Genomic DNA, 26,675 nt, shown 5'->3' with positions numbered 1-26,675 from the left:
CTTACCGATGGCAGGCATGCGCCGATCGGAAAATCAGGCCCGGCGGCTCACCGCCGCAGCCTCCAGAGCCGCGAGCCTTTCCGCAACGGCCGCCCGCGCCTCCTGTTCGATCGCCCGATACTGGGCGATCAGTTCGAGCCCGAGCGGCGTCACGACGGCGCCGCCGCCCTGCCTTCCGCCCGGCTGGGATTTGACCAGCGGTTTCTTGAAGCTCGCGTTGATGTCGGCGACCAGCTCCCAGGCGCGCTTGTAGGACATCGCCATGGCGCGCCCCGCAGCAGAGATCGAGCCGTGCTCTGCGATCTGCTCCAGCAGCGCGACCTTGCCCGGCCCGAGTCGTCCGCTGCTGTCGAGATCGACGCGAATGCTCATGGTCGCCATCTCGCCCTCCCTTGCGCTTGCAGCGCTCTCCTTACGCGATCGCGCTGCGCATGGGCGCCCCCGCGAGAGCATCGACAGATACGCTCTTCACAATCGCATGCACCGGCGCGCCAAGCGTGAGCCCGAGCGCGACAGCAGACTTGCGCGTAATCCGCGCAATGATTGTGTCGCCATTGCAATCGATCCGCACGGCGACGGAGGCCCCTTGCGGACCTTCAGGCGACATCGCGGCGACGACGCCCGCGAAACTGTTCAAGGCGCTGGCGCCGACGAGCGGACGCAGACTGATCAGCACGTCGCTCGCCAGCACGCGGATGCGCGCGCGCGATCCGACCGCCGCCGCAATCGCCGCGACATGAAAGACGCCAGCCCGCGCTTCGAGCTGTGTTAGCCCGAACTCCGCATCATGGCCGATGACGGTCGCTTCGATGAGTGCGCCCGCTTCGCCGCCCGTCGCCTGCACGGCGGGATCGCTGCGGCTCAGCAGTTCCGGCGCGGCGCCGACCGCGACGACATGGCCTGCGTCCAGCAGCACGACCGTCGTCGCGAGGCGCGCCACCTCTGCGACTGAATGGGAGACATAGACGATCGGCGTGCGGAACTCGTCCCGCAGCCGTTCGATGTAAGGCATGATTTCGGCCTTGCGCGCCTCATCGAGCGAAGCGAGCGGCTCATCCATCAGCAGCAACCGCGGCTTCGACAGAAGCGCGCGGCCAATTGCGATGCGCTGCTTCTCGCCGCCCGACAAAGCCGAGGGCCGCCGCGCCAGTAGATGGCCGATGTCGAGCATCTCAACGATGGTTTTGAGATCGCCTGCGGGCGGCGCGCCCTTCGGAGCGAACCAGGCGCCGAACTGGAGATTCTGGCGCACGGTCAGATGAGGAAAGAGGCGCGATTCCTGAAAGACGTAACCGATGCGTCGGCGATGGGTGGGCGTGAACAGGCCGCGCTCGATATCAACAAGAGGCGCGCCGTCGATCGCCACGCGCCCACGCTCGGGTTTGAGCAAGCCCGCGATGATGTTGACGAGCGACGTCTTGCCGGAGCCCGAACGCCCGAACAAAGCCGTCAGCCGCCCGTCCGACTGGAATTTCGCATGCAGATGAAACGCGCCAAGCCGACGCTCGACATCGACGTCGATCGCGTGCGTCATTCGATGGCGATCCGCTTCGCGACGGCGCGACTGAACCACTCGGACAAGAGAAGCGCCGCCACCGACAACCCGATCGAAATCAGCGTCAGCCGCATCGCGCCGCCTTCTCCGCCGGGAATCTGCGTGAAGGTGTAGATCGCCGACGGCAGCGTCTGCGTCTCGCCGGGAATGTTGGAGACGAAGGTGATGGTTGCGCCGAACTCGCCCATCGCCTTCGCGAAGCACAGGATCATGCCCGCGATGATTCCGGGCAGGCAGAGCGGCAGCGTGACGACGGCGAACACCCAGACGGGATTGGCGCCGAGCGCGCCGGCCGCCTCTTCAAGCTTGCGATCGACCGCCTCGATCGAAAGCCTGATCGCACGCACCAGCAGCGGAAACCCCATCACCGCGCAGGCGAGCGCCGCGCCCGTCCATCTAAACGACAGCACAATGCCAAACGTATCGGCCAGAAAGGATCCGATCGGTCCGCGTCGACCAAACAGCACCAGCAGCAGATAGCCCGTCACCACGGGCGGCATGATCAGCGGCAGATGGATGACCGCATCAAGTGCGAACTTGCCGGGGAAGCGCCAACGCGCCAGCGCATAGGCGATGGCGGCGCCGAAAGGCAGACTGCAGAAGGTCGCAGTCGTCGCAACGAGCAGGCTGAGCCTGACCGCCGTCCACTCCTCCGGCGTGAGCCAGCCGCTCACGAACTCGTGGCGGGCTTGTTCAGCACCGTGAAGCCCTGCTTCTCGAACGCGCCGCGTGCGCCGACGCTCCGGAGATATTGCAGGAACGTCGCCGCATCGCTGTTCGCCGAATCCTTCGTCACGGCGACGGGATAAATGATCGGCGGATGGGAATCCTCAGGGAAGGTTCCGACGATCTTCACATTGGGATCGGCGGCGGCGTCGGTCGCGTACACAATGCCGAGCGGCGCCTCGCCGCGCGACACAAGCAGCAGCGCGGCGCGCACGCTTTCCGCCTGCGCGATCTTGTCTTTCACGCCATCCCAGGCGCCGAGCTTTTCAAGCGCCGCCTTGCCGTATTTGCCTGCCGGCACCGCATCGACATTGCCCATGGCGAGGCGCCCGCCCCCAAGCGATTTCCCGAGATCGAAGCCCGGACCGATATTGATTGCGGCCACAGAATCCTTCGATGCGACAAGCACGATGCGGTTCGCGAGCAGATTGACGCGCGTATCCGGCTTGATGAGGTTCTTGCCGGCGATATAATCCATCCAGTCGAGATCGGCGGACAGGAAGAGATCGGCCGGCGCGCCCTGCTCGATCTGCTTCGCGAGTGTGTTGCTCGCGGCATACGAAATCTTTGGCGCAGGCTTGTTCGCGCTCTTCGACCAGGCCGCCGCCGCGTCATCGAGCGCGTTCTTGAGACTGGCGGCGGCAAAGATGACGAGTTCCTTATCCTGCGCCTGGGCGATGGGCGCGAGAACGAGGGCTGGCGCGACAAGCGCGACAGCGGCGATGAACCGGCGTGAGGTTTTCACGGCGAACTCCCTAGATCACGCCGCACTTTGATTGAAACAATCAAAGTGAGGAAACGTGATCGATTCCAAAAGTTTAGAGCATGACTCTCGCGAAAAACCGGTTTCCACTTTTTCGCGCCATGCTCTAGGGTTTCGCCGATATTTCCAGATGGCTATAGCGCTGGCAAGGGCGGCGGCGCCTTGCGGCGTCCGTCCTCGACCTCAGAATTCCTGAAGATCGGCCGCCGGCCTGAGCGCTAGCGCGCCCTGCGTGCGGACCACCGGCCGCGCCGCCGGCTTAGCAGCATGCGCACGCCTGATTGCGGGAGCGGCCGTCGCATGGGTCGACGTCCCGCCAACGCGGAACAGACTGACCCGTTCGTCCATCGTCTTCGCCTGGCTTTCCAGCGTTTTCGCCGTCGCGGCGTTCTCTTCGACCAGGGCCGAGTTCTGCTGCGTCGCCTCATCCATCTGCGACAGTGCTTTGTTGACTTCGGCGATGCCGATCGACTGTTCCGCGCTGGCGGACGCGATGTCCGCCACGATCGCGGTTACGCCCTTGATCGACTCCGTGATCTCGGCGAGCGCAGAGCCGGCGCGATTTACGAGGTCGACTCCTTCCTGCACCTGGCCACCACTCGACACGATGAGCTCCTTGATGTCCTTCGCCGCCTGCGACGAACGCTGGGCAAGTGAGCGGACTTCCGACGCGACGACGGCGAATCCACGGCCCGCCTCGCCGGCGCGAGCCGCTTCGACCGCCGCGTTGAGCGCCAACAGGTTCGTTTGCCGCGCGATCTCGTCGATCACGCCGATGATGTCGGCGATCTTGCGCGAGCTTTCCTCGATGCGCGCCATGGCGCCCACCGCCTCGGCGACCACAGCGCCGCCGCGCTGCGCGACTTCGCGGGTCGCGATCGCCGACTGGTTGGCGCTTTGCGCGTTCTCGGCGTTTTTCTTCACTGTCGCAGCGATCTCCTCCATCGAAGCCGACGTCTCTTCCAGACTTGCCGCCTGCTCCTCGGTGCGCTGGGAGAGGTCGGTCGTGCTGGAAGAAATCTCGCCCGAGGCATTGGAGACTTCGCGCGTCGCGGACACGATCGCCGTTATTGCGTCATGCAGCTTGGCGATCGAGGCGTTGAAGTCGTCGCGGATGGCGGCGTAATCCTCGCTGAAGCCGTCGCGCAGGCGGACCTGCAGGTCGCCCTCCGCGAGTTTCGCCAGTCCGGCCTGCAGCGCGCTCATCGCGCTCGCCTGCTCGGCCGCGGCTGCAGCTTGCGCGTCGGCGTTGCGCTGGCGTTCGGCCTCGGTCTGGGCTCGGCTTGCGGCCGCCTGCTGGCGCTGCTCTTCGGAGAGACCCTCAAGCCGCATCTTCTCGATGGCTGCGTCGCGGAAGACCGCGACCGCCTGCGCCATGTCGCCGATCTCGTCCAAGCGCTGCTCGCCTTCGATCGGCGAGGCCGTGTCGCCGTTCGCCAGCGACGCCATACGCGCCTTGAGCGCATCGAGCGGGTTCACAATCATCTTGCGCGTCAGCCAGATCGCAAGCCCCAGTCCGGCGCCGACGCTTACCAGCGAGATCGCGATCAACGCGGCGAAAGTCCATTTCGAATGGGTGGTCAATTCTTCCGACGACTGCTTGAACGAACGTAACCCGACGTCAACCATCGTCCTGATGTCGGCGATGAGCGCGGCGATCTCCTTGTCCAGCCGCGCCAGCGACTTCTTGGCGTTGGCGTCGTCGTCTCGCAGGCCAAATTCGTTCGCTTCATTGACGAGCCGCATGAGGTCCGTGATGCGCGCCTTCTTGTCAACGATCGCCGCCTGTTCCCCGGGCAGAGCGGCCGCCGCCAAATCGAGCGTGCTCAGCGCCTGGCGATAGAAATTGTCAGTTTCCTTGGCCGCATTCTTCGCCTCTTCGCTGCCGCCGGGATAGGCCATCACCTTGTAGGCGGCGTAGCCGAGGCCATTGATCATGATATTCGTCCGCGACAGAGCGATGCGGGCCGGGACGATTTCCTGCATCTGATAGGAATAGACCGAATTCACATTGAGGACTGAGAAGCCGCCGTAGCCGCCGATGCAAAGTGCGATCAACCCCATCAGGGCGACAAGGGCGGAGATCTTCGAGGAGATTTTCAGATTCGCGAATCGCATTTCGACGGCTCAGAGGCGCAGGCGCCAATCAATTTCAGAGATGCGTTTAATTCCGCGTTATCGCGCGCTCCACATGCGCGATTTTGTCGCGGCGCTTTTGACGCCGCTTCGACTTCGCGCTCGCCTGTCGCAACGTCAGAGAATTACTTCAACGGAAGAAGTTGCGACGTTATGCCTAGCAGAAATCAAAATCGACGCCTTCGTCCGCCTGCAGGATGTGATCGTGATATAGACGATCATAGCCGCGTCTTTCCCTAACGGAAACTGGTGGCTTTGCATCCGAGCGCCGCCGCGCAAGCTCGGCCTCGTCGACGAGAAGATCGAGCTTCCTCTCCTTCACGCTCAGACGGATGCGATCGCCATCGCGCACGAGCGACAAAGGGCCGCCTACTGCAGCTTCCGGCGTTACATGGAGCACAATCGCGCCATAGGCGGTGCCCGACATGCGCGCGTCCGAAATGCGCACCATGTCCTTTACGCCTTGCGCCGCGAGCTTGCGCGGAATCGGGAGATAGCCGGCCTCAGGCATCGCAGCCTCACTCTTAGGTCCCGCATTCTGCAGCACGAGCACGTCGTCCGCCGTCACGTCGAGCGCGGGATCGTCGATCCGCGCCGCAAGATCGGCGAGCGATGAGAACACCACTGCCCTGCCCTCATGCTCCAGCAATTTCTTGTCCGCCGCCGCGCGTTTGACGATGGCGCCGCGCGGCGCGAGCGTGCCGAAAACAGAGACGAGACCGCCGTCTGGATCGACCGGCTCGTCGCGCGGCCGGATCACGGCGCGATCGACCGTGTCGACAAGCGGAGCCTCGATCAGTTCGCCGATCGTCTTTCCCGTCACGGTCTGGCAATCGAGATGCAGGAGATCGCGCAATTCGCGCAGGATCGCAGGCACGCCGCCGGCCGCGAAGAAGTCCTCCATATAATTTACGCCGACCGGTTTCAGATTCACCAGCACCGGCGTCTCGTCGGAGAGAATATTGAGACGACGTAGGTCGAACGGAACGCCGGCGCGTCGTGCAATCGCCGCGAGATGAACAAGCGCATTGGTTGAGCCCGATATTGCCAGCAGCACGCGCAGCGCGTTCTCGACCGATTTCGCAGTCACCAGTTTCTGCGGCGTCAGCGTCGTCGAGCCGATGAGCTCCACCGCGCGCCGTCCGCTCTCCTCGGCTGCGCGCAAACGGTCCGCATGCGTCGCAGGGATCGCAGCCGAACGCGGCAACGCAAGACCCAGAGTTTCCGTGATGCAAGCCATGGTGCTCGCGGTGCCCATCACGGCGCAGGTGCCCGCCGTCGTCGCCAATCTGCCCTCGACCGTGTCAATCTCCTCGCGATCGATTTCGCCGGCGCGGTAACGCGCCCAGAAGCGGCGGCAATCCGTGCAGGCGCCAAGCCGCTCGCCGCGGTGACGGCCCGTCGACATGGGCCCCGCGAGGAGCTGCACGGTCGGGACGTCGGCTGAGACGGCAGCCATGAGCTGCGCCGGCACTGTCTTGTCGCAGCCGCCCATGAGCACCACGGAGTCGATCGGCTGCGCGCGGATCATCTCCTCCGTGTCGATTGACATGAGGTTGCGAAATTTCAGACTTGTCGGATTGAGGAAGACTTCGCCGAGCGAGATCGTCGGAAACTCCATCGGCAGCCCACCCGCCATGAGCACGCCGCGCTTCACCGCTTCGAGCAGCTCCGGGAAATGGCGATGGCAGTTGTTGAAACCGCTATAGGTATTCGCGACGCCGACGATCGGCCGTCCCAGCGCTTCATTCGAATATCCCATCGAGCGCGCAAAGGACCGACGGAGATAGGCGGAGAATTGCGGATCGCCGTAATTGGTGAGGCCGCGAACGAGACCCCGGGGCTTTGCGGATTTTTCGTCGCTGGACATGACGGCTCTGAATGCTGGGCGAACGGAGCCGTCAGGCATACAGGAGGGAATGCGACGCGTCAGCGTGCGACGATGTCGGGATGCGCAGACAAGCTGGTCGCGGGAGGCATGGCCTCTTTTACGGCCAGTATTTCCAGATTACGAGTTTGAGCCAGTCGGTGACGGGTTTTGTATGGATTGCGATGAGGTTTCGTTTGTCGATCTGGATTTTGGCTATGCCTTCCATTCCTGGTTTGAGGGGGATGTTGGTTGCGAGGTCGGCTTCGGCGCGGAAGTGGTTTCTGCCGTCCTGGGCGGTGGCGACGGGGGTGATGGTTTTCACGGTGAAGCGGATGGGGTCGGATGCGAGGCTGGTGAGAAGGAGCGTTCCGCTCTGGCCCTTTTCGACATCGGCGATGTCGCGCTCGTCGATCTGGAGGATGACGCGGTAGGCGTCGAGGGGGGCGAGCTCGAACAGTGTCTTGCCCTTTTCGACCGGCGAGCCGACCGACTGGGAGAGATCGCCGGAGACGATCACCGCGCGGAACGGGGCGGTGATTCGAGCGCGGGCGAGACGGTCCTCGACTTGAGCGAGCTGGGCCTGCGACTGCTCGATCTGGGCGGCGGCGACTCTGGCGGCGGGGCGGTCGTGCTTGCCGAGCGCGTCATTGTATTTGAGCTTCTGCTGTTCAAGATCGCTTTTCCAGCGCACGGCTTCGAGCCTGATCTCACGATCGTCGAGGCTGGCGAGAAGCTGACCCTCCTCGACGGTGTCGCCGGCGCGGGCCGGCGCTTCGGCGAGGAAGCCGTCGAACGGGGCGACTGCGGCGCGCTGGGTCGAGCCCTCGACCACGGCTTTGGCGGCGACGCGATAGTCGCCGGTCATGAGAGCTAGCGTCGTGACGCCGGCGACAAGGGCGAGCGCGGCGAGTTTCAATGCCGGCCTTCTTGGCCCGAACAAAGCGGCGAGGCCGGATGCGGTTTTGTCGGCGGCGCGGCCGGCGATCAGGCGCTCGGCCCCGGCCTTCATTTCCAGAAGCGGGCCAATGAGGGCTGCGACCGCCTCGATGAGCTGGATCGATCTGGCGTCGAAGGTCTCCGGCCCCTCACGCTCCAGCGTGATCACGCCGACCCTGCGGCCGGCGCTCGCCATCGGGGCAGAGCAGACCGCGTCCGCGCCCGAGAGCTTTGCAAGATCGCGATGGGCGAGCGCGATCACCGTCCCAGTCGCCTCGTTCGCCGGCCAGGAGACGGGCGCCGACTGGTCGTAGCATTCCTCCATGGCGTTGGTCAGCGCCGCGATGGTCTGCGCCTTCTCCCGGATCACGGCGGAATGGGAGAGAGCGGCGAGCCTGACCTCGTCCTTGCGCGCGAGGCCGATGGCGACGCGTCGGCAATTGAGCCGGGCGGCAAGCTCGTTGGCGACGTCGAGCGCCGAGGCCTTGAAGGCGCGCTGCTCGCTCGCGCCTGCGAGGATGTCCATGGCGAAGGCGGAGCGGTCGAGCCTGGCCCGGTCCTCCTCATTCTGGCGGCGGCGGAACATGGCTTCGAGCCAGCCGACGCCCCAGAGCAGCTGGCGCAGCGCCGCCTGCAGCGCAGCCGGCGAGGACGCGCCCATATCGACCGCGACAACGCCATAAAGCCTGCCGCCGACATCGATGGGATAGGCGAGATGAGAGGCGGCGGGAGCGGGCGTCCGGGACGCCCGAGAGGTCTCGGGCCTAGCTGTATCCGGTTTGCCCGCATCCGTCTTGCTTGCGTCTGCCTTGCGGGCGACGCCGCGGCGCTCGGCCAGCGCCTGTTCGGCGGCGGGGGCGAGATAGGCCATGTCGCGCGCAGGATCGGGCCAGGCGGCGGCCGCGGCGTAGCGGCCATTCTCTTCTTCCAGCAGCAATAGCGCCGCGACCGCGCCGGGGATCATGCCGCACTGGAGCGCGAGCCAGGACCGGCAGAACTCATGGGCCGTGCGCGCCCGCAAACGCGCTCCAGACGTCGCCCGTCGCCAACGATCCCTCGCGCCGCTCCGAGCCCGCGCCCGCGAGCCCGCGCCCGGGATTGAAGCCGGTCGGATTGACGTGGCTGTTCAACCGCGGGCTCGCTCAAGCGCCGGGTGAAGTTTTGAGGCCAGCCCGCTCATATCGCTCACTTCAGTTCGCCATGCCGCGCCTCATACTCCCTGAGCAGCGAGGCGAGGAGCTGCGACACCCGTTTCGCCGCGAACGGCGACAGGATGATGCGATGAAGCATCTTCACGTCGGCTCCGGCCGCGCCCCGGTCCCAGTCGTGATTGACGCCGAAGTTCAGCACCACCTCCTCGCGCGTCGAGGAGGCGTTGCAGACATTGCAGTAGGAGCTGGTCAGCTCCGACGCGTCGATGCGCAGCTTCTTGCCCTGCCCTTCCTGAGGCGCTGAAGGCCTCAGCGCGTCGGCAGGCTTCGACGCCTCGGCGCGCGACGGCTTCGCCGGCGAGGACGCGGTCGGCTTGACCGAATCCGCCAGCGCCTTCAGCGCGTCCGACTTGAAGGCGTCCACCTTCGGCAGCGAAGGCTTCAACTCATGGATCGGTTGCGCCGATTTGGCGCCATTGGCGAGTTGGGCCGCTTCATCGGGCCTCATGTCGGGGGTGGAGAGATCGCTCATCACAACTCCTCAGAACCAATCGGGATCAAGATCGCTTCACGGGGCCGGCGCAGCGATGCGCAGCGCCCGGTTGGCGGCGGAGAGCTCGCCGGGATCAAGCCGCGCCAGAAGCTCGGCCCGCCAGTCCGTCGCCTCCTCCTCGAGCGATGCGCCGGCGCCATCTCGCAATGCGCTGGCGACGTCTCGCGATGTAAAGCGGAAGTCGGTGAAGGGCGCAGCGAGATCTATCCTTGGCGACAGGGCCGACTGCGCCGTCTCGGGATTGATCGCGTCCGCCTGATCCACGCGGTCGGCGAGGCGTCGCAGCCGCGCCCACGCGTCTATCTCAGCAGTCTCTTCCTTCGCCAGCGCATCACGCAGTGAGGTCGCCAGCGCATCACGCGGTGAGGTCGCCGCCCCGGCCTCGGAGAGACGTCCGAACGGGGCCTCCGTCTTGAACGCCTCGACCTTCGCCGCCGGCTTGAGCGCCGATCCCGGCAGGCTCAGCGGCCGCGACAGGCGGCCCGATCCGTCAAGCGCCCATTCCGCCCGCAACGCGGCGCCGGCTTCCGCCGGTCCTGAGGCCGACAGGCCGGCCTCACCTGTTGGCGCCTGCTCAGGAGACGTCTCGCCGTCCCGCAGGCCCCGCCGCGCCGGACCGAACCCGCCGCCCAGCGCCAGCACCGTCGCCGTCGACAACGAGGGAATCTCGCCAACCGTCCGATAGGCGAAGCTGTCGCTCGCCGTCTCGCCCACGCCCAGCAGCGCAAGCCGCGCCGAAGCCGTGGGATCATAGAGGACCGTTCCATCCCCCAGCAGGCTGAGCGAAGCGCCAAGCCGCGATGACGCCGCAAGCGAGGCCACCGGCCCAAGCTCCAGCGTCACAGGCTGATCGATCGCTGTCGCCGCAGCAGCTGAGGCTCCCGCCATCACAACGGCCGGTGAGATGAGCCCGGAAGCGATCGTCGCCGCAGACGCCAGCGTCCCGGTCGCAGGGGCAGGGTCCGCCGCAAGATCGTCTTGTTCGAGCTCCAGCCCGAGCGCCATCAGGCTGCCCGCCGCCGACGGCGCGCCGCTCGTCTGGCTCGTTGCGACAGACACGTCGGCCGATTGGAACGCCCAGCTCGCGCTGTAATGCTCCACCACCTGCTTGCCGTTCTGCGCGAACATCACATCCGCGCCGGTGAACTGCCGGCTCGCATTGTAATGCTCGATGACCTGCTTGCCGTTCTGCACGAAGCTCACATCCGAGCCCGTGAACGCCCAGCTCGCATTGTAACGCTCGATCACCTGCTTGCCGTTCTGAACGAACGACACGTTGGCCCGTGAAGCGCCAGCTTCCGTCATAGTGCTCTTCGACCGTCTTGCTGTTCTGCGGGAAGGTCACATTGGCGCTGATGAAGCGCCAGGCCGCATCGTAATGCTCCTCGACCTGCTTGCCGTTCTGCAGGAACGACACTTCTGCGCCGGTGAAGGCGCCGGCGCCGCTGTAATGCTCGGTCACCAGCTTGTTGGGATCGGCGCCGGCATGGGTGATCGCCGTCGATTTTATCGTCGAGGTCTTCGCCCAGCTTGCATTGTAATGCTCTGTTGTCGTCACCGTGGTGGTGCGGCCGCCGGCCGTCACCGTCAGCGTCACGGTCGCCGTCGACGAGAACTGCCCGTCATTCAGCGTATAGGCGAAGCTGTCCGTCCCTGAGAACGCCGCGTCCGGCCGGTAGATGAACGAGCCGTCCGCAGAAAGCGCCAGCGTTCCATGCGACGGCGTCGTGAAGGACGCGATCTTCAAGGGATTGTCGTCATGATCGTTGCTGAACAGGCCGTTCGCCGCAGCAACCGTCAACACACCGCCTTGCGCCAGCTGATAGACGTCATTGCCCGCTGACGGCGCGAGGTTCGCCGCGCCGTCAGGAACTGAACCTGCGCGGCCAATCCGCTCGTCATCGCGATGTCGGAGCCGGAGCGTCCGGTCTCGACAGAGCCTGACGGCAGCACCTCCCTGACATGATAAGTCCGGGACCGATATCGGCGAAGGAGAACGAGCCGTCCGCAGCCGTTATCGTCGAGCGCTCGCCAGCGTCGAACACATTGTCCCCATCCGCGTCGAGGAACACGGTGCGACCGGAGACGCCCATCTCGCCGGCGTCCCTCACCCCGTCCTTGTCTGCGTCCGAGATCGTCGAGCCCGCAATCGTTCCGAGTCTGAAGGCGCCGAAGTCGATCCCGGTCACGTGATCGCCGGTTCCGATGGTCAGCGCATGGCCCGACAGGGACCGCGTCGGCGTCGAGGGCGTTCCCGCTCCCGGGTTTGTTCCTGAGCCCGAGCCGCCCCCCGCCGCCGGCGTCAGCGCCATGATCGCCGTCGCCAGACGCTCCACATTCACCCGGCCGTAGCTTGCGCCCGAGTTCGCGACATTGTCGTTCTCATCATCGCCATCGACGATCCGGTCGCTCGTCGTCTTCACCAGACCGACGAACTCCTGCGGCGTTAGCAGACGCCCGAGATGGCTCTCCGCCAGCTCCTGCGCCAGAGCCGCCACGCCGGCGAAGTAGGCCGACGCCTGGCTCGTGCCCTGCATCGTCGACAGCCCGCCCGTCGCGTTGGCGCCGGTCAGTCGCGCGCCGGGCGCGAACACATCGACCTGATCGCCGCGCTGCGAGAAGCTCGCGATCCGGTCAGCGCCCGTCGTCGCATCGGTCGCGCCATTCGCGAACCGCCAGGGACCGCCATAGTCTCCGCTCCAGACCGCCCCGACCGCCAGCACGTTCGGATCAGACGCAGGGTAGCTCACGCCCGGTTGCGAGCCGAAGGAATAGAACCCGTTCCCCGCCGCCGCGACCACGATCACGCCTTCGCTCGCCAGCGCCGCGAACTCGTCGCCGAGGCCATAGCGCGACGACGCCGTTGTCCAGTCCGCCCCGTCGCCGAGCGACAGGTTCACCACGCTGATGTGATAGGCCGCGGCGTTGGCCACCACCCATTGCAGCGCCTGCTCGACATAGGCGAAGTAGCCTGCGCCATTGTCCGAGAACACCTTCAGCGCCACGATATCAGCGCCCGGCGCGACGCCGCCATAGGTGGCATCCGATCCCGCGATGATGCTCGACACGTTCGAGCCATGGCCCGAGCGGTCCGACGCGTCGCCATCGTGATCGGCGAAGTCGTACTGATAGACGATGCGATCGGACACGCCGTCGCCATTGCGATCGGGCCCGAAGAAGGACGAGTTCACGTCGATGCCGGTGTCGATCACCGCAACCGTCGTGCCCGATCCATCAAAGCCCGCAAACCGGGGATCGGCGCGATAGGCGCTCAATCCCGTCAGCGCGCTCGCCGGGCGGAATCGCTTGCGCCCGACGTCACAAGACCCGACGCGCCGAGATCCGGCGAGGACAGAACCGCCGTCGAGCCCGACGTCGTCAACGCAGATGAAGAGAGCGACAACGCCGAAGAAGAGGAAGATGACGAAGACCCCGAAGGCGCGGTCAGCACCCAGCCCTGGGGAAGTTCAAGGCTCGCGACATAATCGCCGGGCCTGACATCAGCGATCACATAGCGCCCGTCAAACCCCGTGACCGCAAAACGCTCGCCCGCATCGCGGACGCCGTCGCCATCCGCATCGAGGAACACGGTGAAGCCCGCAAGCGCCCCCTCGCCCGCGTCCCGGACGCCGTCGCCATCCACATCCTCGAACGCGACGCCCGCGACATCCGACAACTCGAACGTCCCGAAATTCCGCCCCGACGCAATCAGCCCGCTCGTCGCGCCAACAACATAGCTCCCGCCAGCCGGCGAACTCTCGGCCCAGTGATCCGCCACAACCTCGCGAACGACATATGAACCCGCAATCAAACCACCGAAGCTGTAAAAGCCGTCAGAACCCGTGATCGTTGAAACCTCGGAGGCGCCCAGCGACCCGTCATCATCCGCATCAAGATAAACAACCCGGCCCCCAACCCCCGCATCGCCAACATCCCGAACGCCGTCCGCATCAACATCATTAAAGACGACGCCCGTGATCAAAGCCAGTTTGAACACGCTGAACGACACCGATGTCGTCGCGCCGGCCGTCGCCACAACGCTCTGTGAGTCGCCGGCGCCCGTCGCGATCCATCCGCTCGGCGTGACAACGGCGACATCATACGCCCCCGGCGCCACATCCGAGAAGGAATAGGAGCCGTCGCTCGCAGTGACGGTCGAAATCTCTCCGCCATCGAGAACGCCGTCGCCATCAGCGTCGATGAACACGGTCCAGCCGCTGGCGCCTTGCTCGCCAAAGCTCAACGACCCGTCGCCATCGAGATCGTCGAACACGCTTCCGGAGATGACGCCCGCCGCGCCGGCGATCGTGATCGTCGCGTCCGGCGACGCCGGCTCGTTTTCAACATTTCTGGCGTAATCTTTCGCGACCGAATAGAACGCGTAGGTATGGCCAGCCTGGCCCGCAAACATCGCAGAGGTGAAAGATGTGTCCTCCAGCCAGCTCGTGAATTTCGCGCCATTGTCCGAGACGAAGATAGTGTAGGTCGCGACGCCTGCGCCGTCATCGAGGCCGGCCCAGCTCACGAGGAAGTCCGTGTCTTCGCTTGTCGCCGGCAGCGCCTCGACCGCGCTCGTCGGCGCGACTGCGTCGAGCGTATTGAAGATCGGCACCGTGTCGATGGGGCCATTCTGGTCGAAGATGATGCGTGCGGACGCGTCGATCAGATCGCCGGTGACTACTGAATTCTTCGCCTTGATGGTGTAGGTGACGAAGCCTTGGCCGATCCCGTCGCCATCATCAGGCGGCAGGAAGCCGACGGTCGAATCCGCCGGAGCGCGACCCGTCGCGGGATCGACCGTCGTGAGCGTCCAGGTGACGACGCCCGTCCTCACATCCACCGACGCGGTGACGTCAACGAAGAATCCCGTCGTCGATGTGAGATCGATGCGTCCGCTATAGAAGGCTTGGTCGCCGTCGAGCTGGTAAGTCGCACCGCTCCAGCCGAAATCGTCGACGCGGAAGGTGCGGAAGTCGAGATCGGAGTCGAGCTGCTGCGTGATGACGATCGTCTGCGCTGGCGCCGTCGCGTCCACCGCATTCTCGAAATCGATGCGGTACTGCATCGTTCCGTCAGCCGCGATCCAGTTCTCGTCGCCGAAACCGGCCGGCCCGATGATATCGTTCGGATCGCGCGCGCGCCGCGGCGTCGGGCGATACTTGTCCTTGTTGTCGCAGGGCTCCTGCTTGTCGGGATCGCCGACCTTCTCCTCTATGCCGGAGGATTCGATCGTGCCTGAGGAAGCAGCTTGCGCCGTCGCCAAAGCCGGTTCGCCGCCTGTCAGACTAGCAAGCAAGGTCGGTGAGAAAACAACTGGAGCGCTCCACGACACGCCATCGAAGACGCTCATCCGGATCGCGGAATGGTTGACGACGCCTGCGATATTGATCTGCTCGTCCCACATAATGACAGGGAGGCCGCCAACGGCGCCGATCGTCGGGTCACCCGCAAGTTCGCCGCCGCCAACATCAACCGGCGAGGTCCACGACGCGCCATTCCACGAGGACGCCACTATATGTTGACGGCCGTCCGCGCCCGTCGTTGACCAGGTCGCGAACAGCGCGCCACCGACGAGCGCAAAAGCAGGCGACGTGTCTGCTCCGGACGTGACCGCGAGAAGCTGCGGCGCGCTCCAGGAGCCGCCGTCAAGCCGCGAATAGACGATCTCCGAGCTTTCGACATAGGCCGCGAATGCATCAAGAAACGCCTGCGAAGCCGGCCCCGGACCTTCGTCAGGCAAATTGGGAGCGGCGGAGTGCGACCAGATGAGAATGGCGTGGCCGGCGGCGTCAAACGCGATCGCCGGCTTCTCGTTGCTTCCTTCGCTGCCGGCGATCTTTGTTGGCGCGGACCATACGCCGCCGGCATAGGTCGCGACATAGACAGCATTCGTCTCATCGGCGTTCGACGTTGGATCTGCCGCTTCGACCCATGTCGCGTAAATGACGCCGTCAGGCGCCGTGAACAGCGCGGCGCCGCTCGTATTGACCACATTCGCGGAGACGTCTTCAAGCGCGCGCGCATTTCCGGTCGAATAGTCGTTCGTCGACCCCTGATCGAAATCGGGATCATTGGTGAGATAGAAGCCAATCGCATCCTCATCGAGCATATCGACCGAGGATCCTCCCAGCGTTCCAAGCGGAATCACATATTTTCCTTCGACGCCCTTGAACTTGCCGATAAACTCCAGCTTCGCGGTGACGCCGTTGAATTTGAATTCGGGCATCAGCGTCGCGCTTGCGTCGAGCGTCAGGCTCGCTTTCGCCTCTGAATCCGTTCTCTCCGACTCGAGTTTGCCCTCACCTTTGATGCCGATCGTCAGCGTCAGCACGCCACCTTCGGGCTTCTTGTTTTCGGCCTCGGCCGGCGTCTCGGACGTCCAGGTCACCTCGCCTTTGATGTTATAGTGACCGCCAAGCGATAATTCTCCCTTGAGCGTGCCCGACTTGTCCAAGGCTTCGGTAGCGAGCAGCAGAAAGACTTTGTCGATCGGATCGATCGGCACGGCATAGATGAGTTGCTGCACCGACCAGAAGAATGTCGGATCGGCCGTGATGCCACCGGAAAGCTTCGCCTCTTTCAGCTCCCATTTGGGATCGCACCCCTTTGAACTTTCCCATGCCGCCGAAAACGTGACGTCATCTGTCCACTTCGTTCTCGTCCCGGCCTTGGCCCCGGGAATCGTGATCTCAAGCGTGCCTTTGCCCGTCGCGGTGACCTCGTCGCCATCTCGCTCAATCTCGATCTTGCCTTTGATCTTTCCTTTGTACTCCGCAAGACTATCGATCCACTTATTGCCCGTCTCCGGAATTTCATATTCAAACTCCACCGAGGCGGCGATCGCCGATGGCGAGAGATCAAGGCTGTTCAGATAGTCCTGAAGCCCGGCCATCAATTGGCCCATGCCGGCGGACATATCCGACGCCTGTTCAGCAACCGCCGCACTGAACGTCAGATCACTCGCATGAACGTCGACACTCTGAAAATAGAGATCGGTATCGTCAGCGATTGCGTGATCCGTGCTGCGATAAACAAGCATCACCTGTCCGTTGCTCGCCACCGCGACCGATGGCGCGTCGTCATGGACGGGGCTGCTGTTAAGTTTTACCGCTTGCGACCACTGCATATCACTCGCGACCATGCGGCCGATCAGATAATAGATGTCAGAACCATTGTCCGAACCGTCGCTGAGACTCCAAGTCACGATCAGCCCGGATTGCGTTCCATCGATCAGATCACTTGACGCCGCGACCTTGAAGCTCTGCCCGTTCTCGGTGCCGGCGATCTTCGATGCGTCAATCCAGTTCCCGCCCGAAGCAATTGCGTGCCAGAGCGCTCCATCCCGCTCCCAAAACATATGAGATTGGCCTTGAGCGTCGCTCACCAGAATGGGAGCAGAATCGCTTGCAGCGTCAACAAGCGGGGCGACCGCGTACAGCAGGCCTCCGGAGACATCAGTCTCGCTGACGACAAATGTCGGCGACAGCTCGTCAGGCGAGCCATCGTGATCCATGTCGAACTGGTAACTGGAATCGCCGTCGATCGCATACCGATAGACTCCTGGCGCCAGACCTTTGAAGGAGAATGCACCCAAGCCGTTAGTCACAGCGGACCCGGCGAAGGCGACTTCATCTCCATCGATTCGATATAGGCTCAGGCTTACTCCCGAAAGCGCAACACCTGTCGAAGCGTCGAAAAGGCTGCCGCTCGCGTCGAGGGTCGGGAGATAGTCTGGCTCCGTGGCGAATATTTTCGTAATCAGCTCGCGCGCGTCGCGGATCGGATCGCCCTCCGGCGAGAACTGCACCATCAGGCGATTGAGCGCTGCGCCAAGATCACCCCAGGTGTCGCCAAGACGCGGCTGTATCTGCGCCCAGAACGCCGCCCATTGGGGGCCGTTGACATCAAACGGCCTGAGCGCCGCCTCGATCACGTTCCAATCACCGATCGTCTCGCCTTCGTGCGGCGCTTCTGCGTCGAAGCCGAGCCCGTCGATGAAAGCGCCGGCGAAAATGACCTGCGCGGAGCCCGACTCGCCCGGACGCAGCACGTCGGCGCGACCGGTCGAGCTTCCCCCGATGATCAGCACCGGCGCCGACTGCAAATGATCCGCCGACAGCCCTATATGCGTGCCATTCGAGCTCGACACCAGGATCAACGGCGCGGGACCATCGACATTGCCGGTATTGGCGTAGAGCACCTTGGCGAAATAGTTTCCGCCGGCGGGTTGGCCGTTTCCGAATGAGCCGACGCGGATCTGGGACGGCCCATCGATCTTGATCGCAATATCCTGCCCGACAAGCTCCTCGATCGTGACGCCTCCTGTCAGGATCGACGTGACGCTGCCGTCAATGGCGGCGAGGTCATAGACGCCGCGCGCGGCGCCGCTCGCGTTGAATTTCACGAACGCCGTCGACGCGTCCGCAAGCGTGACGATCTCGCCCACCACCGGATCACCGGTCGCGCCGCGCAATTCGAACCGCGTCGCGCTGGTGAATTTCGCTCCCTTGACCTCAACCGTGGCGTCGCCAGCGTCGCCGATCGTGTTGACCGTTACACTGTCGACCGAGAAGGGGGCGACATCAGCCCTCACAGTGTAGCTCTGTGAGCCGTTGGCAAGATTCCGCAACTTGATCGCGAGATAATAGACGCCAGCGCTCGCAGTCGGAATCACGATCTGCTGGTCGGCGTCGAAAGCCGTCTTCGCCGTGAAATCGAATGCATTCTGGCTGGCGGCTGCGCCGTAGCGGACGTAAAGTTCGTTTGACGCGTCGGCGCTTGAATCCAGCGTGATCCTGATCGTATCGCCTGCCGCCGCATTGAACTTAAAGAAGACGTAGCCATCGAATGCGACGCCGCTCACGGGCGTTCCCAGCGTAAGAATCGGAACGTCGACCGCCGTCGTATCGAGCGAGGCGTTGAAATTGTCGTCCTCGTTCGCCTCCGGAATCCCGTTGGAAATGTCGCTGCGTATGATCACGTGATAGCCGCCGGAAATCACACCTGGCAGCGGCGCCGTCAGCGTCTCGCTATAGGAGCCGCCTGCGGCGACGCCGCCAACGTGTAGAACCGTGCCAATCAGTGAGTCGTTGATGTCCCAGACGTCGTCGGCGGAGAGATAGACCGAGTCCGTCCAGAAGCCGGAGGCCGCGCTGACGCTGTTGTTCGTCACGGTGTAGCCGACGGTCGCTGGCTGGCCGGCGATGGCGTTCTCGGGAACCTCGATAGCGCCCGCGACAAGGTTGACCGGCGGCGGCAGACTGACCTGCGTCAGGTCGGCGCTCGCGCCGACATTGTTCGTCTCGCTCTTCTCGTTCGCGATCTTGTCGCCCGCATCGGCAAGGACGAGCACATAGAAAGGCCCGCTCAAGCCTCGCGGAATGATGAAATCGCGTGTGATCGTGTAGGAGGCGCCCGCGCCCTGCGTGACGGTCGGCGGCGACGCCGTCCCCAGCAGCACGTCGCTGTTCCTGTCGAGCACGAGATCGCGCGAAAGATAGACGGCGTCGTAGGTAAATCCGTTGGCGTCGATGTCGCCGGCGTTCTCGACTGTCCAGCTCACGCTGATGGCTTGTGACGATGTTGCTGTCGAAGGCGCGGAAACGCTGTCGACGACGAGATCTGGTTTCAGCAGCGCGGCTGGATTTTCCACGATCGTGATCTGCGACGAGGCGGAATTGTCGCCTTCCGCTGATGCCTCGAACACGATGTTGGTCGCATCTGTTTTCGCAATCAGATAATAGGTTCCGCCCGCCAAACCTATCGGCAGCGCCGCGCTGAGAGACACGGAATAGCCTGCACCGTTAGCAAGCGGATTGACGCGCCGCAACCCGGTCAGGAGCGTGTCCTGCGCATCGAGCGTCACATCGGTCGAAAGATAGAGATTGTCATACCAGAAGGTGGCGTCGGTCGGCGCACCGCCCGCATTGGAAACGTTGAATGTCGCCGTGATCGTGTCGCCAGCGGTCACGTTTGCCGGAGCGGAGAAATCGCCCAGTCGGAGATTTGCGCTCGCCGCAATGATGTGAACCGAGGCGCCGGCCGAGACATTGTTCGTTTCACCACCGGCTTCGAAAACCGTATTCGAGGCATCCGTCACGACGAAAATCTTGAAGTCGCCCGAGAGGTAACTCGGCACACGCACAAAGGCGCGGCGCACAACGCTGTCGCCAGCCGCGAGGCTGCCGTCATAACGGACGGTGTCGAGAACGATGTCGTCCGCGCCGCCCGGAACACCGCCGGTGGTCAGGATGATCTGGTCATTCCAGTAATTGTTAAGCTGGTTGCTCGCGCCGGCGCCAGTATTGGTCACCGTCCAGTCAACTGCGATTTCGCGACCCGCAATGGCGCTCGGAGGCGCCGTGATCGAGACCTGCAAATCCGCAGGATGAGACTCGACCGCGATGGGAGCGGAACTCGCGGCGTTATTTGCTCGATCGACTTCGAACACCTGTCGGTCGGCGTCGGCGACCGCGAAAATGTAGTAGCTTCCGGCATATCCCGCTGGCAGGATAACTGACGCACTCGCGGTATAGCTTGCGCCGACGGCAAGCGCGCCAAAGCGCCAATATTCGCCGATCGCGAGATCGCCGGCGTCAAGCGTCTGGTCGAGTGAGAGATAGAGGGCGTCGCGCCAGAAGCCGTTTGGCGTTGTCGTCGAGCCCTCGTTTGTCACGGTATAGCTGACCGTCGCGTGGCCGCCCGAATTGATTTCTGGAGCGGCAATCACAGCGGACGTCGTAAGATCAGGCGGTGGCGTCAGGGTGATCGTCGTTTTGGTCGGCGAAGCGGTGACATTGTCGTTCTCCGCAGCGCCTTCGTAGGCTTCGTTGACCGCGTCCGTGCGCACGAAGATATAATAATCGCCGCTGACGCCGATCGGGAGTTGGACGTGCTGGCTGCCGTGATAACTCGCGCCGGCGGCGAGTGCGCCGGAATGGAGCACGCTCCCAAGGAGCACATCCGACGCGTCGAAAATCGCGTCCGCCGACAGATAGATATTGTCATGCCACGCGCTCTCTTCGGTGCGTCCGGCGCCCGAGTTTGTCACGTCGTAGTCGACGATGATTGACTGGCCCGAGAATACCACTTGGGGCAGGGCTCCCGTCGGCGCGACGACGCCGCTCACGGTCAGATTGGGCGGCGGCGTCAGGTTGATATGGATAGCTTGCGCGCGAAGGTTGTCGTTCTCGCCCGAGCCAGCTTCCGAGACGTTGAAACTGAAATCCGTTATGACGAGGAAATAGAGATTGCCTGAGACGCCTCGAGGCATCGTGAAGACCGCCGAGCTCAGATAGCTCTCGCCTGCGCGCAGGAAGTTCGGATTCTTGGTCTGGCCGAGGAAAATATCGGAGCTGTCGAACACTGGATCGAGCGAGAGATAGACGTTGTCGTACCAGTAAGGCGACGATGTCGCGCTCGCGCCGCTGTTGGTCACGGTCCATTGGAGTTCGACGCTCTGGCTGGATGCGATATCGACCGGCGGCGTGATCGCCGTCACCTGTAGATTCGGCAGTGGCGTCTGGGAAATCGCGATCGGCGCGGAAATCCGCGTGTTGTTGTTTTCCTTGTCATACTCCGGCACCCTGTTGCCGTTCGCATCCGTGATCAGCGTGAACCAGCGATCGCCGCTCGCCACCAGAGGCAACGTGACCATCTGGGTGCGGGTCACGGACTCCCCGGGCTGCAACGTCCCGTCAAACTGGAATATTCCAACGGTCGTCGAGCCATTGCCGTTCGATTGCGTCGACAGGAACAGCCAGTCGCTCCAGGGGCCGATCGCCGCGGCGGCGCCATTATTGGTGATCGTCCAGCTTATTGGGATCGTCGTTCCCGAAACCGCTTCCGACGGAACGACGATGCTGCTGACGACGAGATCGGCGGTTGGCGGCAACGTCAACGAAACAGTATCGCTCGCCGCCCTGTTGTTCGTAAGATCGGGCTCATTGATCGTCGATGAAAAGACGATGAACTTGTAATCGCCGGCGCCGAACGGTGGCGTGATTGGGAGGTTGAAGGTCAGCGATCTCGCCTGCGACTGGCCGATTCCAAGAGGATCGAAGTTCGTAGTCGACGCCACCAAGAGATTGGTGGATACGCCGTCGAGCGAAAGGTAGATGTAGGTGGTGCGATTGCTGGTGATCGGGTGATCGCCGGTGTTGGTGTCAGTCCACTGCACGGTGATCGGCGAACCCATGGCGCCGGTCGTCGGCGCCTGGACGTCGCTGACGGACAGGTCGTTCGCGGTCAGATGGAACGTCGCCTGATAAGGCGACGCCATCACGTTGCCGGCGAGGTCGCGAATATCGGGTCCGAGCGACAGCGCATAGTCGCCGCGCAGAGACTGGTTGGCGAAAGTGATCGTCGCCTGTGTCAGATCCTGATTGAGCGTGGCGCTGAGAATTTTAGCGCGGATATCTTCGCCCTTGGGGTCGAGGAAGCTTGTGATGTCGGCGATCGAAAAGCTGGCGGCATCGATCGGCTCGCTGAAGGCGAGCGTGATCGAAGACACCGGTCCATCCTGCGGCACATTCGGCGTCTGCGCGACGATCGTTGGGGGAGTGAGATCGACGCCAAGGACGGCGGCGAACGCATCATTGCCGAGATCCTCATAGTTGGTCACGGCGCCAGCGCCGATCACATAGTGGTAAGTCGCGTTGATATCAGGGAGATCGATGGAATAGCGAACCGTGCGCCCGTCGATCATCGTCGCTGAGACAACCGTCGCGCCACCATCGATACTCATGTCATCGGTTCCGACCGTCGGCGCCAGGAGGCCCTCGGAATAGGTGACGATCAGCGAAACCGGATCGCCCGGGTTTTCGGGATTAATGACCCGGACGTTGTCGACAGTCGGCGGAGCGTTCTCGCGCGCGACCGTGGAGCCATTGACGACGAGCACATAGCCGCCGGCGGCCGCGTTCGAGCGGATCACGCGCACTTCATAAGCGCCGCTGGCGTCAGCTGGGACTTGGTAAGAAAGAAGCGCGTTCACGCCGTCCGCGGCGCCGTTGTCGTCGGACGCCACCAGCGCGCCATTAGGCGCATACAATTCGAGGCGCACGTCGAGATCGTTGGTCGCGATGGGGGCGATCCGTCCCGGCGTCGCCGTCGAGATATCGAGCACGTCGCCGCCATTGGCCGACATGATATAGCGATCCTCATCGTCGGTCAGGTGGAAGTTCACCACCTGCGCGCGCTCCCGAGCGCTCATCCCCATCAGCGCGCCGGGCGTCGCCGCGCCATTCGAGAGCGCGTCCGCGATCGCCGCGCCCTCCGCATCGGCGCCAGTTGCGACGACATAATGCATCACGATTTTCGTTTCGCCGGGCGCGAGGGAGAGGCGATACTGATAGGTCAGCGGCGTAAAGAAGCTGCTGTCCATTCCAAGGCTGAAAAGTCCCTGCCGTCCGCCTGCGCCCGAAAACACTTCCGTCAGAGCAAGGCTTCCCACGCCTTCGCCATCATCGACCACGGCCCAGCGATCCTGCGTGCTCAGCGTGTCATCGTCAGTCGAAGTCGATATGATCGCATTATTGCCAGAGTGGAGCGTTTGCAGCGCCAACACGTAGTCGATAGTGTCGGTGCCCGTATTAGTCACGACTTCGAGATAGCGGGCGAACTTGCCGTCCGGCGACACGTAGATCTTGCGCAAGAGTTCAACGGGTTCGCCAGTGCTCGCCGCTGCAGGCGGCGTAACGAACTCGCGGCCTTCTCCTTCAAGCGTCGCGACGCCCTCCGGAGCGTTCGTAGCAATCGCGTAGCTCACGGCGTCGCCGCCAACGAAAGAAGCCCCGTTCTGGTTAAGCGTCCATTCTGTTCCGCCGCCATCCGTCAACAGATATTGGCCGTTGCCGTTCACAGGAGCGGTAACGGAAATCTCGCTCGCATTGCCGCCATTGTCGGCGCCGTTGCCGCCGAGCCCGCCAATGACCACGCCGTTGATCGGCTGCGCAACGCTATCGAGCCGTTCGGCCTCGATCTCAGCGCCGCGCGCGACTGTAAGCGCATAGGAATGCCCGGCGACGCCCGTCACCTTGACGTAGAAAACATTGGCCAGGGATGAATGAAAGTTCTGGATGATCTGGCCGGCATTGGCCGCGCTCACGCCCGTAGCGAGCAGCGCGCCGTCGCCGGCATAAAGAGAAAGCGAAATGGCCGATTCCGCGTCGCTGGAATCGGTTAGCGCAAGGCTTGCAAACTGATCCGGCTGAAGCGTGAAACTGTAGAAGTCGGCGTCGCCGCTCGCATCGATCGCGCCGGTGACCGCCAGCCGATCGGCGCCATTCGGCAAAGCCAGCGAACTTGGTTCGATGTCGAACGCTGTCTCGATCGAATCGTTGCGCTGTTCGGGTGCGGCGCCGAACCGCTCCCTTTCGATCGTCGCGTTGACCGCGACATGCAGCGAATAGGCGCCCTGCCCGCCAGTGCTCGTGACATGAATCTGGTAACTGCCGGCGCCCAGCTTGAAGTTCTGGAGATAGACCGGCTCGCCCGCGTTGAAAGAGAAGTCGCTTGCGATCACGGGCCCGGCGAGATCGACGATTTCGACCCGCCCTGAAAATCCCGCGCTCGGCGTCAGCGCGACGCTGATCGATTGCCCGTCTTCGACCGTGATCGGAAATGCGTCGCGATCATCTTCGGCGTCGAGGGTGTCGGTGAATGTCGACTCCGAAATGAGCGCCCCGAGCGGCGGCGCGGCGTCGAGAAGAGTTGGAACATCAAAGGTCGAGGTGAATCCTTCAACCAACTCGCCGTTGAGCGCAGCGAGCGCGCCGAAGGCGATCTCGAAATGCGCGTCGCCATTGAAGTGGTCAGGACGATCAATGGAAAAGATCAGGGTGTCGCCATCGACCGCAGTGACGCCGCTCACCGCGACGCCGTTCAGCGTGATCAGATTGAGGTCGAGAGTCCTGAGATCGACCGCTTGAGAGAAGTCCACTTTGATCGTCTGTGGGAAATCACGCAGAACCGCACTATTCACAGGCGTCGCCGCTGCGACTGCGAAAGGCTGCGCGTTCGAAGGCGCGCCGCCAACGCGCAGGATATAATCGCCAAAGCCGCTATTGGTCCCCACATAGACCTGATAGGTCCCCGAGATCGGCGCGATGAAGTCGAAAAATGCGTTCTTGCCGTCAAGACCGCTGCTCGCATCGCTGCCAATGAGTTCGCCGCCCGGTCCGTAGATATTGAGAAACGGATCGAAATTGTTCTGCGGCTCGCCTGGACCATCGCCGGGCGTTTCGGTTGAAAGCGTGATGTGATCGCCGGCGTTGAGAGCGATGTTGTAAGTGTTCGTTGTATATTGCGTCATTCCGCCGAGAACGTCAGAATCGATCGGCCGCGCTTCGCTTTGCGAGGCGGTGAGATGGGAGAAACCGATATTCCGCGCGACCACAAGCGAATAGTCGCCTTCGGTCACGCCATCGACGCGAATGTAATAGGTTCCGCCATTGACATAGGAGACGAGATTGTCGATCGCCTCGTCGATATTGGAGAAGCCGCCCGTTCCATGCGCGATCTCAGCGCCTGTCGCGTCGAGCAGGGTGATATGGGCGTCGCCTGGATGCGACGACGTCAGAGCGATGTTGGCGACCTGTCCGGGCGACAACTCAAATGAATAATAATCGACGTCGCTGGCGTCATTGAGATGGCCAAGCGCGCCCAGCCGATCGGCGGAGCCGCCGAGCACGACTGAGGAATTGTCGATCGCGAGAGCCGATGCGAGTGGATCGTCGAGCGGTTCGAGAGCCGCGCCGCCGACAGGCGACGGAATGAAGGGCGACTGGGAACTCTCGGGATTGTCGTCGCTTTCGGGATCGAGCGCCGCGTTAATGGCGATGCGCAGATTATAGACGCCAGCGCCGTTAAGACTGGTCGCGTGGACCGTATAAAGACCCCCGGCGCCAGTTGGGATCATCTGGAGGAACAGAGCCTGTCCCGGCGTGACGCCGTCGGCTGAGGCGACCACTGTGTTGCTCTCGTCGAGCAATTCAACCCGCGCGAGAACTGTCGAAGCGTCCGCGGCGGCGAGCGAGGCCGCGCCTGCGCCGCCTCCGTTTCCAGGTCCGGCGGTTAGACCGGGTGTCAGACTGATCGAAATGGTCTGGCCGGCTTCGGTCTGCAGACTGAATGAATCTGAATCCGCTGTCGCCACGAAGCTTCCGGACTGATCGCGGCCATAGATCATCGCGCCGCCGGGAGCCGCAGGGTTAAGGTTTGAAATAGCAGCCTGGCTCAGATCGACGGAGACATTGAAAAAGACATCATCGACTCCATCGAAGATCGGATTGCTGTCCGATCCCGCGACGCCGTCGTGATTGCCGTCGAGCCAGTTGTTCGCCTCATCCTTGACGGAAAAGGAATGCAGCGAAAGCGAAAACTCGCCATCATCCGTCGGCGCGGTGCTGAAGGTCCACTGCGCTGTGTGCGTCGTCTGGTCGTACTGAAAATCGTTCGCGGAGATCCCTGCCTGCGAATTTCCATTCGTGAGAATAACCGCGTCAGCGGAAGTGTTGACATCTTCGCTGAAGATCGCCTGGAAGACGATCGGATCGCCCGCCGCGATGATGTCGCCGTTGTGCAGCGAGGTCAAAATGATTTGCGGCGGCGAATCGAGGTCGCTTGGGGTCAATATCGGCGACGCCATCGGCAGAACGAGATGATCGAGCGCCGAAGAGTCGGCGCTCAGCGTCGGATCGACCTGTGGCGCCGGGTCGGCTGTCGCATCGGTTTGAACGACAGCCGAATAAATTTGCGGCGAGGTTGAAAGCGCGGTTGTGGCGAGCGGATCGGCTGAGAGGAGAATACGAGGCTCCAGCGCCTCGAACAGCAGCCGGCGCGCCGGTTTCAGCGTCGCCGTCGACGGCGCCCTGGCCGGCTTCGCGCGTCTCTTGAATCGAGCACGCGCGCGAAACCCTCCGAACCCGCCGGCGTGCGCGCCTGGCGCGTTGAAAGGATTGCCGTCACGGATCATGTCACCGCCT

Annotated in this window: 11 protein-coding genes and 1 pseudogene; all 12 read right to left on the bottom strand. The window is 63.3% G+C overall.

Annotated features, from left to right (window positions below):
• Nucleotides 1–33 precede the first annotated feature (33 nt).
• The 12 genes and pseudogenes from L8F45_RS05555 to L8F45_RS05505 all read right to left on the bottom strand — a co-directional run bounded on the left by L8F45_RS05555 (nucleotide 34) and on the right by L8F45_RS05505 (nucleotide 26,665).
• The gene (locus L8F45_RS05555; RefSeq protein WP_342361892.1) at nucleotides 34–381 is read right to left on the bottom strand and encodes a winged helix-turn-helix domain-containing protein; all 348 of its coding nucleotides are present in this window, start codon (nucleotides 379–381) and stop codon (nucleotides 34–36) included.
• A gap of 31 nt (nucleotides 382–412) precedes the next feature.
• The gene (gene modC, locus L8F45_RS05550) at nucleotides 413–1,534 is read right to left on the bottom strand and encodes a molybdenum ABC transporter ATP-binding protein (RefSeq protein WP_342361891.1); all 1,122 of its coding nucleotides are present in this window, start codon (nucleotides 1,532–1,534) and stop codon (nucleotides 413–415) included.
• The gene (gene modB, locus L8F45_RS05545) at nucleotides 1,531–2,229 is read right to left on the bottom strand and encodes a molybdate ABC transporter permease subunit (RefSeq protein WP_342361890.1); all 699 of its coding nucleotides are present in this window, start codon (nucleotides 2,227–2,229) and stop codon (nucleotides 1,531–1,533) included. Before modB ends, modC begins: the two co-directional genes overlap by 4 nt.
• The gene (gene modA, locus L8F45_RS05540) at nucleotides 2,226–3,026 is read right to left on the bottom strand and encodes a molybdate ABC transporter substrate-binding protein (protein WP_342361889.1); all 801 of its coding nucleotides are present in this window, start codon (nucleotides 3,024–3,026) and stop codon (nucleotides 2,226–2,228) included. The genes modB and modA overlap by 4 nt, the downstream gene beginning before the upstream one ends.
• A gap of 201 nt (nucleotides 3,027–3,227) precedes the next feature.
• Nucleotides 3,228–5,162 (bottom strand): methyl-accepting chemotaxis protein, encoded by a 1,935-nt coding sequence (locus L8F45_RS05535; protein ID WP_342361888.1) that lies wholly within the window; start codon nucleotides 5,160–5,162, stop codon nucleotides 3,228–3,230.
• Between the two features lie 175 nt (nucleotides 5,163–5,337).
• Complete coding sequence (locus L8F45_RS05530) at nucleotides 5,338–7,050, bottom strand: IlvD/Edd family dehydratase (protein WP_342361887.1); 1,713 nt, start codon at nucleotides 7,048–7,050, stop codon at nucleotides 5,338–5,340.
• A 118-nt stretch (nucleotides 7,051–7,168) separates the two neighbouring features.
• Nucleotides 7,169–9,007, bottom strand: coding sequence for a GAF domain-containing protein (locus L8F45_RS05525; RefSeq protein WP_342361886.1), 1,839 nt, complete (start codon nucleotides 9,005–9,007; stop codon nucleotides 7,169–7,171).
• 164 nt (nucleotides 9,008–9,171) lie between these two features.
• The gene (locus tag L8F45_RS05520) at nucleotides 9,172–9,669 is read right to left on the bottom strand and encodes a DUF3467 domain-containing protein (protein WP_342361885.1); all 498 of its coding nucleotides are present in this window, start codon (nucleotides 9,667–9,669) and stop codon (nucleotides 9,172–9,174) included.
• A 36-nt stretch (nucleotides 9,670–9,705) separates the two neighbouring features.
• Nucleotides 9,706–10,995 carry a hypothetical protein gene (locus L8F45_RS05515; RefSeq protein ID WP_342361884.1) on the bottom strand — a complete coding sequence of 430 codons (1,290 nt, stop codon included), beginning with the start codon at nucleotides 10,993–10,995 and terminating at the stop codon, nucleotides 9,706–9,708.
• Between the two features lie 334 nt (nucleotides 10,996–11,329).
• A pseudogene (locus tag L8F45_RS30825) lies at nucleotides 11,330–11,494 on the bottom strand (Ig-like domain-containing protein); the annotation flags it as partial.
• A gap of 94 nt (nucleotides 11,495–11,588) precedes the next feature.
• On the bottom strand, nucleotides 11,589–12,965 hold the full coding sequence (locus tag L8F45_RS05510; RefSeq protein WP_342361883.1) for a S8 family peptidase: 1,377 nt from the start codon (nucleotides 12,963–12,965) through the stop codon (nucleotides 11,589–11,591).
• A 5-nt stretch (nucleotides 12,966–12,970) separates the two neighbouring features.
• Nucleotides 12,971–26,665 carry a CARDB domain-containing protein gene (locus tag L8F45_RS05505; RefSeq protein ID WP_342361882.1) on the bottom strand — a complete coding sequence of 4,565 codons (13,695 nt, stop codon included), beginning with the start codon at nucleotides 26,663–26,665 and terminating at the stop codon, nucleotides 12,971–12,973.
• Between the last annotated feature and the right edge of the window lie 10 nt (nucleotides 26,666–26,675).

This window comes from Terrirubrum flagellatum (assembly GCF_022059845.1).
Taxonomy (GTDB): Bacteria; Pseudomonadota; Alphaproteobacteria; order Rhizobiales; family Beijerinckiaceae; genus Terrirubrum; species Terrirubrum flagellatum.
This window is presented reverse-complemented; position numbering and strand designations above follow the sequence as displayed.

Excerpts from the sequence above, each read along its gene's own strand:
- L8F45_RS05505 (WP_342361882.1), bottom strand. The coding sequence starts at position 26,665 with ATGATCCGTGACGGCAATCCTTTCAACGCGCCAGGCGCGCACGCCGGC.
- modC (WP_342361891.1), bottom strand. The coding sequence starts at position 1,534 with ATGACGCACGCGATCGACGTCGATGTCGAGCGTCGGCTTGGCGCGTTT.
- L8F45_RS05535 (WP_342361888.1), bottom strand. The coding sequence starts at position 5,162 with ATGCGATTCGCGAATCTGAAAATCTCCTCGAAGATCTCCGCCCTTGTC.
- L8F45_RS05515 (WP_342361884.1), bottom strand. The coding sequence starts at position 10,995 with ATGACGGAAGCTGGCGCTTCACGGGCCAACGTGTCGTTCGTTCAGAAC.
- L8F45_RS05520 (WP_342361885.1), bottom strand. The coding sequence starts at position 9,669 with ATGAGCGATCTCTCCACCCCCGACATGAGGCCCGATGAAGCGGCCCAA.
- L8F45_RS05530 (WP_342361887.1), bottom strand. The coding sequence starts at position 7,050 with ATGTCCAGCGACGAAAAATCCGCAAAGCCCCGGGGTCTCGTTCGCGGC.
- L8F45_RS05555 (WP_342361892.1), bottom strand. The coding sequence starts at position 381 with ATGGCGACCATGAGCATTCGCGTCGATCTCGACAGCAGCGGACGACTC.